The organism is Formosa sp. A9 (genome assembly GCF_051200825.1).
GTDB lineage: Bacteria > Bacteroidota > Bacteroidia > Flavobacteriales > Flavobacteriaceae > Formosa.
Window position 1 is genome coordinate 886,328 of the sequence record NZ_CP195158.1, and the last position, 14,184, is coordinate 900,511.

A 14,184-nucleotide genomic window follows, 5' to 3' on the forward strand; every position below is an offset into this window, starting at 1 on the left:
ATAAACGAATGAAAATAAAAACATCCCATATCGCGTTTACCAATAAACAACGATATGGGATTTTTTTATTGCTATTTTTAATTATAGTGCTTCAAAGCATTTATGTTGTGATCGTGTGGCCAACCGCACCCAAATTGATTAATGATGATGCGCTACACACTTATAATTTAGAGGTCGATTCTTTAAAACAGCAGACTTTAAAAGACATCAAGCCTAAGTTATTTCCTTTTAATCCTAACTACATTACCGATTTTAAAGGATATACATTAGGAATGAGCAATGAAGAAATTGATAACCTATTAGCGTACAGACGCGAAAATAAATGGGTGAACTCGGCCGAAGATTTTCAAAAGGTTACTGGGGTTTCAGATAGTTTGCTTCAAGAATTGTCGCCCTATTTTAAGTTTCCCGATTGGGTGCGCCAAACAGAAAATCAGTCAGGCTATAAGCAGGCATCTACAAAGCGTAATTTGTCTTTTGCAGAGAAAAGCGATTTAAACACCGCAAGTGCAATGCAATTACAGCAAGTTTATGGCGTTGGCGAAAAACTATCCGAACGTATTGTAAAATTTAGAGCGTCTTTTGATGGTGGTTTTATAGACGATATTCAGTTACAGGATGTGTATGGTTTAACACCAGAAACTATAAAACAGATTACCCAACGGTTTACCGTTAAGAGTCCGCGTGTTGTTAAAAAAATCAATCTTAATACTGCAACGCTAAACGAGTTAGTTACAATTCAGCATATAGATTATCCGTTAGCCCATAATATTATAGAAGAACGTACACTTCGTGAAGGATTTTCAAATTTAGACGAATTACTAAAAGTAAAGAACTTTCCTGTTCAGAAAATCGATATAATTAAGTTATATTTGGCGCTCGATTAATTTTCGTATTGTTTTCAATACAACAAACATCATTATATGAATACGATGTACTTCACCGAAGAGCACGAACTGTTTAGAAAAAGCCTACAAGATTTTCTTAAAAAAGAGGTGGTGCCACATATAGAAAAGTGGGAGAAAACAGGAACTATAGAACGTTTTATCTGGAAGAAATTTGGGGATATGGGGTTTTTCGGACTTGCTTATCCTGAAGCTTATGGCGGATTAAATTTAGATTTGTTTTATACCGTAATCTTTTTAGAAGAATTACAAAAAATTAATTCGTGTGGTTTTGCAGCTGCAATGTGGGCACATGCCTATTTGGCCATGACGCATATAAATAAAGAAGGCGATGAACTTATAAAACAAAACTATTTGGTGCCTAGTATTTCTGGCGATAAAATAGGGTGCTTGTGTATAACCGAACCCTTTGGTGGTAGCGATGTTGCAGGTATGCGAACAACTGCTGTTAAAGAAGGCAATACATATGTGCTAAACGGATCTAAGACTTTTATTACCAATGGTGTTTACAGCGATTATTTGGTGGTTGCGGCAAAGACCAATGTTGAAGAACCACATAAAGGAATAAGCATTTTTGTGGTAGATAGAGATACACCAGGTATTTCTGCTACGAAATTAGATAAGTTAGGTTGGAGAGCAAGCGATACTGCAGAAATAGCTTTCGATAATGTTGTAATTCCAGAATCTCATTTAATGGGGGAGGAAGGTAAAGGATTTCCTTATATCATGCAGCATTTTGCTTTAGAGCGGTTAATTATGGGGATAAATGCCCATGCAAGAGCAGAATATGCTTTAGAGTATGCCCAAAACTATATGAAAGAACGTAAAGCCTTTGGTAAGAGTATAGATCAATTTCAAGCATTGCGACATACTTTTGCCGATTTGTATACAGATATGACGCTTTGTAAAACGTTTAATTATACGGTGGCTTATCGTTTAAATCAGGGGGAGTATGTGGTTAAGGAAGCTACCATGTCTAAACTAAAATCCACTAAAATGGCAGACGATGTTATTTATCAATGTCTTCAGTTTTTAGGAGGTTATGGTTATATGGAGGACTACCCAATGGCAAGATTATTACGCGATAGCAGACTAGGGCCTATAGGCGGAGGAACTTCTGAAATCCTTCGAGAGATTATTGCTAAAATGATTTTAGACAAGAAGGATTATAAGCCGGCAACAAATTAATGATTAGATTTAGATGATAAAATAATATCTTCGAAAAATAGTTTAAAGTATTAGGACTATTTTTTCATCAACTAAAAAAAAGAGAATATATATGAAGCGTTTCAGTTTAAAACCAATTTTCACTCTAAGCTTTATTTTATATTCTTTTTTTGCTTCCGGGCAAACCGAGTTAAAAAATCAGATTTTAGATTTTAATACCATGCTTCCGGTAGAAAGCGCGAGCATTTACATTAAAAATACGACTACGGGAACAATTAGTAATGCCGATGGTAAATTTGTACTTGTGGTGCCCAACGAGTTTAAAACAGATACATTGGTGGTTTCTTCGATAGGCTATAAGAGTTTTAAGTTGCCAATAAGTGAATTCGATAATTCCGAAATTATATATCTCGAAGAAGAGGTTGCTGCTTTAGATGAAGTTTTGTTGGTTGCCGATACACGACCTAAAACAGCAAACGATATTGTTTTAAAAGCGCTCGAAAAACTTTCTGATAATTTTCCAGAGCAGCCGTATTTAGAAAAAGGTTTTTTACGTTATAAAGAGCGTAATACCAAGGAATTTAAGTGGCTTATAGAAAGCGCAATAACCTTATACGATTCGGCATTCACTTCTAACCCAAATCAAAATTTAAAAATAAATGTAGACCAAATGCGCAAGAGCTACGATTTAAGAGATGTAGATAGCTTGTTGGTGTATACTGCGTATTTAAAACAGGAAAAAGGTGTAAAAGATTTACAGGCCAAAAATTTAAAGCGCGATACCATTAAAACAGAATCTTTAATTCGGGCGATTAAATGGAATGATAGCAGAACCAATGGTTTGGAAAGTTTGTTTTTAGGAAAATTAAATGTGCTAAGAAATAATAGTTTACCAAAAGCCTTGTTTGGAGAACGTGTACTCGAAAATCATTTATTTGCTTTAGATACCGTTTTGGTAGATAACGAACGGAAGATTTATAAAATTAAAATTGAAGGCGGCCAAGATTACGTAAATTTAGATACTAAAGGTATTTATAACGATGGTTATAAAGCTGATGGATGGATTTATATTTATTGGGATAATTATGCCATAAAAAAAATAGAATATAATTTAGTGGCAGCATCGCCAGTGCAAAAAAGTAGAAGTAAAACATTATACGGTACGCAAACCAATCATAAACTTGTAGTTACTTATATGGAGTACCAAGACAAAATGTATCCTAATTATTTATATTACGAAACACCAAAATTGGTTAATGTGGGGATAAAACCTTCTGAAGGAAAAACAGATGAAGAAGCCGCAGCTTATAACAAAGACGAAAGGTATTATTACGCTGTACAAGAGGTGTTGTTTACCGAAATAATAGTAGATCCAGAACAAGTATCGCATGCTTTGCAGGGAACTTGGGACCCAGACATTTTTTCGAAAAAACCATATGATAAATCGTTTTGGAATAACTATAACACATTGTTAGAGAGTGAAGAAGATGAACAATTAATAAAGGATTTAACCCAGCGTTCTACCTTGTATAAAGATTAAAAATAGGCTTCGGGTAAATAAAACATATTTTTAGTTGTTCATAAAAAATTAGTTGTTATATTTGCAGCCCGAATGCTAAAAGAGAGGAGGTTAAGGACTATGTTAATAATACCAATTAAAGAAGGAGAAAATATAGATAGAGCGTTAAAGCGTTACAAGCGTAAGTTTGATAGAACTGGTACAAAGCGTCAATTACAAGCACGTAAGCAGTTTACAAAACCTTCTGTAGCACGTAGAGCACAAATTCAAAAAGCTCAATATGTTCAGTCTTTAAGAGATCAAGAAGAAATATAAATCTTGAAACTCCAATAATATAAAATCCTGCCTAGCAGGATTTTTTTTTTGCCATATTTTTAACAATCACCCTGTTTTAAAGTTAGTATATTAGCATAAACAGAATAAAAGTTTATGAGTCTAAAAGCCTTCACAGATTATTTATTGTTAGAAAAGAAATATGCTCAATTAACGGTAAATGCATATCAAAAAGATTTAGAAACTTTTTTCGAGTTCTTAAATACCGAATACAATTTAAGTTCGCCAAATCAAGTGTCTTATCATTACATACGGCAATGGATTGTGAGTTTGGTGGAACAAGGTCTATCTAACAGAAGTATAAATAGAAAGGTTTCTGCATTAAACACCTATTACAAGTTTTTGTTAAAGATAGGTGAGGTAGGTAATAACCCTTTAGCAAAACATAAAGCATTAAAAGTCGAAAAAAAAATACAAGTACCATTTTCCAACAAGGAAATGACAACTGTGCTAGACGATTTTAATTTTGATGACAGTTTTGAAGGGGTAAGAGATAAGCTTATAATAGAATTATTTTACTCTACAGGTATACGTCGTATAGAACTTATTCAATTAAAAATTTCCGATTTTAATTTAGAAGAAAACACCTTAAAAGTTTTAGGAAAGCGAAACAAAGAGCGGTTAGTGCCTTTATTGCCTTCGGTTATAAAACATATCAAGCAATATTTAAACGTACGTAAACAGTTACCGGTAATACAAGATAGCGCTCAAATGTTTTTAACACAAAAGGGCGTTAAAGTTTACGAAACACTTGTTTACAGAATAATAAATAACTATTTTAGTTTAGCATCTTCTAAAGTAAAAAAGAGCCCGCATATTTTAAGGCACTCGTTTGCAACTCATTTACTCAATCAAGGTGCAGATTTGAATGCTGTAAAAGAACTCCTTGGGCATTCCAGTCTGGCGTCGACACAAGTGTATACGCACAATAGTATTTCAGAGTTAAAAAAAGTGTATTTAAATGCACATCCTAGAAATAGTTAATAGAACGAAATCACCTATTGTTTAATATTAAAATTAAGAAGTATGAAAGTAAACATGCAATCAGTCAATTTTACAGCAGATAAAAAATTGATAGACTTTATTCAAAAGCGAATGGATAAGTTAGACCTTTTTTACGATAAGGTCATTAGTTCCGATGTTTATTTAAAGGTGGAAAATACCAGCGATAAAGAGAATAAAATTTTTGAAGCTAGAGTTAATGTTCCCGGTGATAGTTTTATGGTAAAAAAACAATGCAAATCTTTTGAAGAAGGAGCCGATTGTGCAGCTGCATCGTTAGAAAGACAACTAAAAAAGCGAAAAGAGAAATTAAAAACGTATTTATGATAAAAATATTTGAAAAAATGTTTTGAATAAAAGAATAAATATATACATTTGCAGTCCGTTAGAAATAGCGGGCTTTTTTTGTGGTGAAAAAAGTTTAAAAAGCCGATGTAGCTCAGCTGGCTAGAGCAGCTGATTTGTAATCAGCAGGTCGTGGGTTCGAGTCCCTCCATCGGCTCAAGTTCTTTAAAAGAGTGAAATTTTTATAATCGGGGAGATACTCAAGCGGCCAACGAGGGCAGACTGTAAATCTGCTGACTATGTCTTCGCAGGTTCGAATCCTGCTCTCCCCACGAAATTTCAAATAAAAAGGTGTCAAAAAAATATTTTTGTAAAACTTTGTTTTGAAATTTTGGTAAGGGGTCACCCTTACGGATGCACTAGCTTGCGAGTGAATCCTTAAAACATGAAAAATTTGCGGGAGTAGCTCAGTTGGTAGAGCGTCAGCCTTCCAAGCTGAATGTCGCCGGTTCGAACCCGGTCTCCCGCTCAATTTTAAGCCGGTGTAGCTCAGGGGTAGAGCGTTTCCTTGGTAAGGAAGAGGTCACGAGTTCAAATCTCGTCATTGGCTCAAGTAAGACATAATAAGTATACACTAATATTATTATATAACTAAGATTAAATTTTAAAACATGGCAAAGGCAACTTTTGATCGTTCCAAACCACACTTAAATATAGGTACTATTGGACACGTAGATCACGGTAAAACAACTTTAACAGCTGCTATTACTACAGTATTAGCTAACGCTGGTTTATCAGAATTGAGAAGTTTCGATTCTATCGATAACGCTCCAGAAGAAAAAGAAAGAGGTATTACTATTAATACATCTCACGTTGAATATTCTACAGCTAACCGTCACTATGCTCACGTTGACTGTCCAGGTCACGCGGATTACGTAAAGAACATGGTAACTGGTGCTGCGCAAATGGATGGTGCTATCTTAGTAGTTGCTGCTACAGATGGTCCAATGCCACAAACTCGTGAACACATCTTATTAGGTCGTCAGGTAGGTATTCCTCGTATCGTTGTTTTCTTAAACAAAGTTGATATGGTTGACGATGAAGAGCTTTTAGAATTAGTAGATATGGAAGTTAGAGATTTATTAAACTTCTATGAGTACGATGGTGACAATGGACCTGTTGTATCTGGATCTGCTTTAGGAGCTTTAAATGGTGAGCAAAAATGGGTTGATACAGTAATGGAATTAATGGATGCTGTTGATAACTGGATCGAATTACCAGAGCGTGATGTAGATAAGCCTTTCTTAATGCCTATCGAAGACGTATTCTCTATTACAGGTCGTGGTACAGTAGCAACTGGACGTATCGAAACTGGTGTAGCTAACACAGGAGATGCTGTTGAAATTATCGGTATGGGTGCTGAGAAATTAACTTCTACTATTACTGGAGTTGAAATGTTCCGTAAAATATTAGATAGAGGTGAAGCTGGAGATAACGTTGGTATCTTATTAAGAGGTATCGATAAAGAACAAATCAAAAGAGGTATGGTAATTACTAAGCCTGGTTCTGTAACTCCACACGCTAAATTTAAGGCTGAGGTTTATATCCTTAAAAAAGAAGAAGGTGGACGTCACACTCCATTCCATAACAACTACCGTCCACAGTTCTACGTACGTACAACTGACGTAACTGGAACTATCCAATTACCTGACGGAGTAGAAATGGTAATGCCTGGTGATAACTTAACTATTACTGTAGAATTACTTAGCACTATTGCAATGAACGTTGGTTTACGTTTCGCAATCCGTGAAGGTGGTCGTACAGTAGGTGCTGGTCAGGTAACTGAAATTTTAGACTAATTAAAGTTTAATAAATAAAAGGTTAAGGTATTTCAATAACGAAATGCCTTAACTTTTACTTACGGGTTTAGCTCAGTTGGTAGAGCACTGGTCTCCAAAACCAGGTGTCGGGAGTTCGAGTCTCTCAACCCGTGCTAATAAAGTATTTAAATAATGGCTGGATTTGTAAATTACGTAAAAGAATCATTCGAAGAGCTAAAGCATAATGTAACTTGGCCAACAATGGCAGAGGCGCAAAGCTTAACTATTTTAGTAGCTGTATTCTCTACATTATTCTCTTTAGCAATATGGGGAGTAGATACAGTATTCAGCAAAGTCATATCATTTTACTTTCACTTGATAAACTAAAAAATAAAACAAATTTTATGTCTGAAGGGAATGCGAAAAAGTGGTATGTTGTTAGAGCTGTAAGTGGTCAGGAAAATAAGATTAAAGCCTATATCGAGAATGAAATTGCTCGTTTAGGGCTTCAAGATTATGTAGATCAAGTACTTGTTCCTACAGAAAAAGTAATACAAATCCGTAATGGAAAAAAAATAAGTAAAGAGAAAGTTTATTTTCCAGGATACATTATGGTACAAGCCAATTTAAGTGGCGAAATACCACATATTATTAGATCTGTAACCAATGTTATTGGGTTTTTAGGAGAAACAAAAGGTGGAGATCCTGTGCCATTAAGACAGTCTGAAGTAAACAGAATGTTAGGTAAAGTTGATGAGTTAACTGTAGAAACAGAAAAGAACGTAGCTATACCTTATACTATTGGCGAAACAGTAAAAGTTATCGATGGACCATTCAACGGTTTTGATGGTACCATAGAAAAGATAAATGAAGAAAAGCGTAAGCTAGAAGTTATGGTGAAGATTTTTGGAAGAAAAACACCTTTAGAACTAAGCTATATGCAGGTAGAAAAAGTATAATAATTGTTACAACTATACCGATGTGTAATACCGCTTCCAACAGTATAAGCGCATCACAATTAAATTATTAAAAATGGCAAAAGAATTAGGTAAAGTAGTTAAGTTACAAGTTCGGGGAGGTGCAGCGAATCCGTCGCCACCGGTTGGACCCGCTTTAGGAGCTGCAGGTGTTAATATCATGGAGTTCTGTAAGCAATTCAATGCTAGAACGCAAGATAAGGCCGGTAAAGTATTACCAGTTGTAATTTCTGTTTACAAAGACAAATCATTCGACTTTGTAATCAAAACACCACCAGCAGCAGTACAATTATTAGAAGCGGCCAAGGTGAAAAAAGGTTCAGGCGAACCAAACCGAAAAAAAGTAGCTAAAGTTTCTTGGGACCAAATTAAAACCATCGCAGAAGATAAAATGCAAGACTTAAATGCATTTACATTAGAATCTGCTATGAAAATGATTGTAGGTACCGCAAGGTCTATGGGAATTACCGTAACCGGAAACGCGCCAAATTAATCTAGAAAAAGACATTTAAAATGGCAAGATTAACAAAAAAGCAAAAAGAAGCTTTAGCAAAAATAGAAAAAGGAAAACTTTATTCTATTACTGAAGCATCAGCATTAGTAAAAGATATCACAAATACAAAGTTTGATGCATCTGTAGATATCGCTGTTCGTTTAGGAGTAGATCCTAGAAAAGCAAACCAAATGGTTAGAGGTGTAGTATCTCTTCCTCATGGTACAGGTAAAGATGTAAAAGTTTTAGCATTAGTAACTCCAGATAAAGAAGCAGAAGCTAAAGAAGCTGGAGCAGATTATGTTGGTTTAGACGAGTATCTTGATAAAATTAAGAGCGGATGGACAGATGTAGACGTAATCATTACTATGCCTGCTGTAATGGGTAAATTAGGGCCATTAGGACGTATTTTAGGGCCTAGAGGTTTAATGCCTAACCCAAAAACAGGTACAGTAACTATGGATGTAGCAAAAGCAGTAACTGAAGTAAAAGCTGGTAAAATCGACTTTAAAGTAGATAAAACTGGTATAGTACATGCAGCTATTGGTAAAGCATCTTTTAGTGCAGACAAAATTGCAGGAAACGCAAACGAATTAATACAAACGCTAATAAAATTAAAGCCAACTGCAGCAAAAGGAACTTATGTTAAGAGCATTTTCTTATCTAGTACCATGAGCCCTAGTGTTGCTGTTGACCCAAAAGTTGGTTAATTAGTTAAAAACTTTTATTATGACAAGAGAAGAAAAATCACAAGTAATTGAAGACTTAACTGCACAATTAGCCGATAATGCAAATATCTACATCGCAGATATTTCAGGTCTAAACGCTGGGTTAACTTCAGACTTACGTCGCGCTTGTTTTAAAGCAAATATTAAATTAGCGATCGTTAAAAATACATTACTAGAAAAAGCAATGGAAGCTTCAGATAAAGATTTTGGAGATTTACCATCGGTTTTAAAAGGTAACACTTCTGTAATGTATGCTGAGGCAGGTAATGCTCCAGCCAAAGTAATTAAAGCTTTTAGAAAAAAATCAGAAAAGCCTTTATTAAAAGGTGCATTTATTGAAGAAGCAATTTACATTGGAGACGATCAATTAGATACTTTAGTAGATATCAAATCTCGTGAAGAGTTAATTGGAGATATCATTGGATTGTTACAATCGCCTGCTAAGAATGTTGTATCTGCACTTCAATCAAGTGGAAATACATTAACAGGTATCTTAAAAACATTATCTCAAAAAGAGGGATAATATAAAAAGTACGCACTTTTACACAATTATATTAAATTAAAAAAATCATTAAAACGATAGAAAATGGCAGATTTAAAAGATTTCGCAGAACAATTAGTTAACTTAACAGTAAAAGAAGTAAATGAGTTAGCTACTATATTAAAAGAAGAATATGGTATCGAGCCTGCTGCTGCTGCTGTAGCTGTAGCTGCTGGACCTGCTGCTGGTGGTGAAGCCGCTGAAGAGCAAACAGAATTCGACGTAATCCTTAAAGCCGCTGGTGGTTCTAAACTAGCAGTAGTAAAATTAGTTAAAGAATTAACTGGATTAGGATTAAAAGAAGCTAAAGAATTAGTTGATGGTGCACCTAGCGCAATTAAAGAAGGTGTTTCTAAAGACGAAGCTGAAGGTTTAAAATCTTCTTTAGAAGAGGCTGGAGCAGAGGTTGAGCTTAAGTAAGCTTAGCTACCAAACAATACAAAGGTTTAGGTCTAGAGTGGTACTCTAAGACCTAAACCATTTTGCGTATATATTAGTAAGATACGCTGTCATTATTATTTTTAATCAAAATTTCGTCCATTGATGTTAGTAACACAAGCTGAAAGATTAAATTTCTCGTCTATTGTCAATAGAACAGAATATCCAGATTTCTTGGATATTCAGATTAAGTCCTTCCAGGATTTTTTCCAGTTAGAAACTAAATCTGAAGAAAGAGGTAATGAAGGGTTATACAATACCTTCATGGAAAATTTCCCAATTACAGACACCCGTAATCAATTTGTTTTAGAATTTTTAGATTACTTCATTGATCCACCAAGATACTCTATCGAAGAATGTATTGAAAGAGGACTTACTTACAGCGTTCCGCTTAAAGCAAGGTTAAAATTATACTGTACAGATCCTGAACATGAGGATTTCGAGACCATTGTTCAAGATGTGTATTTAGGAACTATACCTTATATGACGCCTAGTGGTACGTTTTGCATTAATGGTGCAGAACGCGTTGTGGTTTCTCAGTTACACCGTTCTCCAGGAGTTTTCTTTGGTCAATCATTCCATGCTAATGGGACAAAATTATACTCTGCTAGAGTTATTCCATTTAAAGGATCTTGGATTGAATTCGCTACAGACATTAACAGTGTAATGTATGCGTATATCGATCGTAAGAAAAAATTACCAGTAACTACTTTGTTTAGAGCCATAGGTTTTGAACGTGATAAAGATATATTAGAAATTTTTGATTTAGCTGAAGAAGTTAAAGTATCGAAATCTGGTTTAAAAAAATATCAAGGACGTAAACTTGCTGCACGTGTACTTAACACATGGCACGAAGATTTCGTAGACGAAGATACAGGAGAAGTTGTATCTATCGAGCGTAATGAAATTGTATTAGATCGTGATACCGTTTTAGATAAAGATAATATTGAAGAAATTCTTGAAGCGAATGTTAAAACAGTGCTTTTACATAAAGAAACTGCGCAACAAGGTGATTATGCCATTATTCACAACACGCTTCAAAAAGACCCTACAAACTCCGAAAAAGAGGCTGTAGAGCACATCTATCGTCAATTACGTAATGCTGAACCACCAGACGAAGAAACCGCAAGAGGAATTATAGATAAATTATTCTTCTCGGATCAACGTTACTCTTTAGGTGAAGTAGGACGTTACAGAATGAATAAAAAATTAGGTCTTGATATTGGTATGGATAAGCAAGTGCTTACCAAAGAAGATATCATTACCATTATAAAATATTTAATCGAGCTTATTAACTCTAAAGCAGAGATTGATGATATCGATCACTTATCTAACCGTCGTGTACGTACTGTAGGTGAACAGTTATCTCAACAGTTCGGAGTTGGTTTAGCCCGTATGGCACGTACTATTCGCGAGCGTATGAACGTTCGTGATAACGAGGTGTTTACACCAATCGATTTGATTAACGCGAAAACTTTATCGTCTGTAATTAACTCGTTCTTTGGTACAAACCAGTTATCTCAGTTCATGGATCAAACCAATCCATTAGCAGAGATTACACACAAGCGTCGTTTATCGGCTCTTGGTCCAGGTGGTCTTTCTCGTGAAAGAGCAGGTTTCGAGGTTCGTGACGTTCACTATACGCATTATGGTCGTCTTTGTCCTATTGAAACACCTGAAGGTCCAAACATTGGTTTAATTTCATCGTTATCTGTATACGCTAAGGTTAATTCTATGGGATTCATAGAAACGCCTTACCGTCCAGTTGTAGATGGTGCTGTAGATATTAAAAATCCACCTGTGTATTTAAGTGCAGAGGAGGAAGAAGAAAAACTAATTGCTCAGGCTACGGTTAAAATAGATGATGAAGGCAATATTTTACACGATAAAGTAATTGCTAGAATGGAGGGAGATTTCCCAGTAATCGAGCCAACAGCCATTCATTATACCGATGTAGCACCAAACCAAATTTCGTCTATCTCGGCATCTTTAATTCCGTTCTTAGAGCATGATGATGCGAACCGTGCATTGATGGGATCTAACATGATGCGTCAGGCAGTACCTTTATTAAGAGCGCAAGCACCTATTGTAGGAACTGGTTTAGAACGTCAGGTTGCTAAAGATTCTCGTGTATTGATAAATGCAGAACGCGACGGAATAGTAGAATATGTTGATGCTAACGAAGTTGTAATCCGTTACGATCGTACCGAAGATGAAGCTGCGGTAAGTTTTGATAGCGATACTAAAACATATCCGTTAGTAAAATTCAGAAAAACAAACCAAGGTACTTCTATCAACTTAAAACCTATCGTTCGTAAAGGCGATAAGGTTCAAAAAGGTCAAGTACTTTGTCAAGGTTATGCCACAGAGAATGGCGAATTGGCACTTGGTAGAAACATGAAAGTAGCCTTCATGCCTTGGAAAGGGTATAACTTCGAGGATGCGATTGTGATTTCTGAAAAGGTAGTACGTGAAGATATCTTTACTTCTATCCATATCGATGAGTATTCTTTAGAAGTGAGAGATACCAAGTTAGGTAACGAAGAGTTAACTAACGATATTCCTAACGTATCTGAAGAAGCTACTAAAGATTTAGATGAAAACGGAATGATTCGCGTTGGTGCAGAAGTAAAACCTGGCGATATTCTTATTGGTAAAATTACACCTAAAGGAGAAAGCGATCCTACTCCAGAAGAGAAATTATTACGCGCCATCTTTGGTGATAAAGCGGGCGATGTAAAAGATGCTTCATTAAAAGCGTCTCCATCTTTAAACGGTGTAGTTATCGACAAGAAATTATTTGCTCGTGCGGTTAAAGATAAACGCAAAAGAGCAAAAGATAAAGAAGATATAACACAATTAGAAGGTATTTATTATGCGAAATTCGAAGACTTAAAAACCATCTTAATCGATAAATTATTTGCTTTAGTTGGTGGTAAAACAGCTCAAGGTATTTATAATGATTTAGGCGAAGAAGTATTACCAAAAGGTAAGAAATATACCCTAAAAATGTTAAATGCTGTAGAAGATTATACGCACTTAACATCTGGTGTGTGGACTACCGACGAGCACACTAATAAATTAGTTGCAGATTTAATTCATAACTACAAAATTAAGGAAAACGACTTACAAGGTTCTTTACGTCGTGAGAAGTTTACCATTTCTGTAGGAGATGAATTACCTTCTGGAATTATAAAATTAGCTAAAGTTTACATCGCTAAGAAACGTAAACTTAAAGTAGGAGATAAAATGGCAGGGCGTCACGGTAACAAAGGTATTGTTGCACGTATTGTACGTCAGGAAGATATGCCATTCTTAGAAGATGGAACACCTGTAGATATCGTATTAAATCCACTTGGGGTACCATCACGTATGAACATTGGTCAGATTTACGAAACTGTATTAGGTTGGGCTGGTCAAAAATTAGGACGTACGTATGCGACTCCTATTTTTGATGGTGCTACAATCGATCAAATTAACGAATTAACAGACGAAGCTGGAATTCCAAGATATGGTCATACCCATCTTTACGATGGTGGTACAGGAGATCGTTTCGACCAGCCTGCAACTGTTGGAGTTATCTATATGTTAAAATTAGGACATATGGTTGATGACAAAATGCACGCACGTTCTATTGGACCTTACTCTTTAATTACACAACAACCATTAGGTGGTAAAGCACAATTTGGTGGTCAGCGTTTTGGAGAGATGGAAGTTTGGGCGCTTGAAGCATACGGTGCTTCGGCAACCCTAAGAGAAATACTGACAGTGAAATCTGATGACGTTATTGGTAGAGCTAAAACTTACGAGTCTATCGTTAAGGGCGAGCAAATGCCAGAACCAGGCTTACCAGAATCTTTCAACGTATTAATGCACGAATTGAAAGGTTTAGGTCTAGACATTAGATTAGAGGAATAATATATTGTTCATCGGGTTATTTAACCCGATGGACTAAAGTTTACAAATAATTCGATAT

At 35.5% G+C, this 14,184-nt stretch carries 14 protein-coding genes and 5 tRNA genes; all 19 read left to right on the forward strand.

Annotation, left to right across the window (positions count from 1 at the left end):
* Positions 1 to 8: 8 nt before the first annotated feature.
* The 19 genes from ACR9EA_RS03875 (at position 9) to rpoB (ending at position 14,126) form a co-directional block, all read left to right on the forward strand.
* Positions 9 to 887, forward strand: coding sequence for a ComEA family DNA-binding protein (locus tag ACR9EA_RS03875; protein WP_435137801.1), 879 nt, complete (start codon positions 9 to 11; stop codon positions 885 to 887).
* A gap of 36 nt (positions 888 to 923) precedes the next feature.
* Positions 924 to 2,093: an acyl-CoA dehydrogenase family protein gene (locus ACR9EA_RS03880; protein ID WP_435137804.1), complete on the forward strand. Its 1,170-nt coding sequence runs from the start codon at positions 924 to 926 to the stop codon at positions 2,091 to 2,093.
* Between the two features lie 91 nt (positions 2,094 to 2,184).
* On the forward strand, positions 2,185 to 3,612 hold the full coding sequence (locus ACR9EA_RS03885; RefSeq protein ID WP_435137807.1) for a carboxypeptidase-like regulatory domain-containing protein: 1,428 nt from the start codon (positions 2,185 to 2,187) through the stop codon (positions 3,610 to 3,612).
* 99 nt (positions 3,613 to 3,711) lie between these two features.
* Positions 3,712 to 3,906 (forward strand): 30S ribosomal protein S21, encoded by a 195-nt coding sequence (gene rpsU / locus ACR9EA_RS03890; RefSeq protein WP_435137810.1) that lies wholly within the window; start codon positions 3,712 to 3,714, stop codon positions 3,904 to 3,906.
* Between the two features lie 114 nt (positions 3,907 to 4,020).
* The gene (locus ACR9EA_RS03895) at positions 4,021 to 4,908 is read left to right on the forward strand and encodes a tyrosine-type recombinase/integrase (protein ID WP_435137813.1); all 888 of its coding nucleotides are present in this window, start codon (positions 4,021 to 4,023) and stop codon (positions 4,906 to 4,908) included.
* Between the two features lie 42 nt (positions 4,909 to 4,950).
* Positions 4,951 to 5,253 (forward strand): ribosome hibernation-promoting factor, HPF/YfiA family, encoded by a 303-nt coding sequence (hpf, locus tag ACR9EA_RS03900; RefSeq protein ID WP_435137816.1) that lies wholly within the window; start codon positions 4,951 to 4,953, stop codon positions 5,251 to 5,253.
* A 101-nt stretch (positions 5,254 to 5,354) separates the two neighbouring features.
* A tRNA-Thr gene (locus tag ACR9EA_RS03905) sits at positions 5,355 to 5,428 on the forward strand.
* A 33-nt stretch (positions 5,429 to 5,461) separates the two neighbouring features.
* Positions 5,462 to 5,543, forward strand: a tRNA-Tyr gene (locus tag ACR9EA_RS03910).
* A 124-nt stretch (positions 5,544 to 5,667) separates the two neighbouring features.
* Positions 5,668 to 5,740 (forward strand) — tRNA-Gly (locus ACR9EA_RS03915).
* A 9-nt stretch (positions 5,741 to 5,749) separates the two neighbouring features.
* A tRNA-Thr gene (locus ACR9EA_RS03920) sits at positions 5,750 to 5,821 on the forward strand.
* A gap of 61 nt (positions 5,822 to 5,882) precedes the next feature.
* Positions 5,883 to 7,070: an elongation factor Tu gene (tuf, locus tag ACR9EA_RS03925; protein ID WP_435137819.1), complete on the forward strand. Its 1,188-nt coding sequence runs from the start codon at positions 5,883 to 5,885 to the stop codon at positions 7,068 to 7,070.
* Positions 7,071 to 7,131: 61 nt separating this feature from the next.
* A tRNA-Trp gene (locus ACR9EA_RS03930) sits at positions 7,132 to 7,204 on the forward strand.
* A gap of 19 nt (positions 7,205 to 7,223) precedes the next feature.
* Entirely contained in the window at positions 7,224 to 7,418 is a 195-nt protein-coding gene (gene secE / locus ACR9EA_RS03935; RefSeq protein WP_435137822.1) for a preprotein translocase subunit SecE, read from the forward strand.
* Between the two features lie 17 nt (positions 7,419 to 7,435).
* On the forward strand, positions 7,436 to 7,990 hold the full coding sequence (gene nusG / locus ACR9EA_RS03940) for a transcription termination/antitermination protein NusG (protein ID WP_435137825.1): 555 nt from the start codon (positions 7,436 to 7,438) through the stop codon (positions 7,988 to 7,990).
* Between the two features lie 73 nt (positions 7,991 to 8,063).
* Complete coding sequence (gene rplK / locus ACR9EA_RS03945; RefSeq protein WP_435137828.1) at positions 8,064 to 8,501, forward strand: 50S ribosomal protein L11; 438 nt, start codon at positions 8,064 to 8,066, stop codon at positions 8,499 to 8,501.
* A 20-nt stretch (positions 8,502 to 8,521) separates the two neighbouring features.
* The gene (rplA, locus tag ACR9EA_RS03950; RefSeq protein WP_435137831.1) at positions 8,522 to 9,211 is read left to right on the forward strand and encodes a 50S ribosomal protein L1; all 690 of its coding nucleotides are present in this window, start codon (positions 8,522 to 8,524) and stop codon (positions 9,209 to 9,211) included.
* Positions 9,212 to 9,230: 19 nt separating this feature from the next.
* Positions 9,231 to 9,752, forward strand: coding sequence for a 50S ribosomal protein L10 (gene rplJ, locus ACR9EA_RS03955; RefSeq protein ID WP_435137834.1), 522 nt, complete (start codon positions 9,231 to 9,233; stop codon positions 9,750 to 9,752).
* Positions 9,753 to 9,815: 63 nt separating this feature from the next.
* Positions 9,816 to 10,190 carry a 50S ribosomal protein L7/L12 gene (gene rplL / locus ACR9EA_RS03960; RefSeq protein WP_435137836.1) on the forward strand — a complete coding sequence of 125 codons (375 nt, stop codon included), beginning with the start codon at positions 9,816 to 9,818 and terminating at the stop codon, positions 10,188 to 10,190.
* Positions 10,191 to 10,313: 123 nt separating this feature from the next.
* The gene (rpoB, locus tag ACR9EA_RS03965) at positions 10,314 to 14,126 is read left to right on the forward strand and encodes a DNA-directed RNA polymerase subunit beta (RefSeq protein ID WP_435139808.1); all 3,813 of its coding nucleotides are present in this window, start codon (positions 10,314 to 10,316) and stop codon (positions 14,124 to 14,126) included.
* Positions 14,127 to 14,184: the final 58 nt, after the last annotated feature.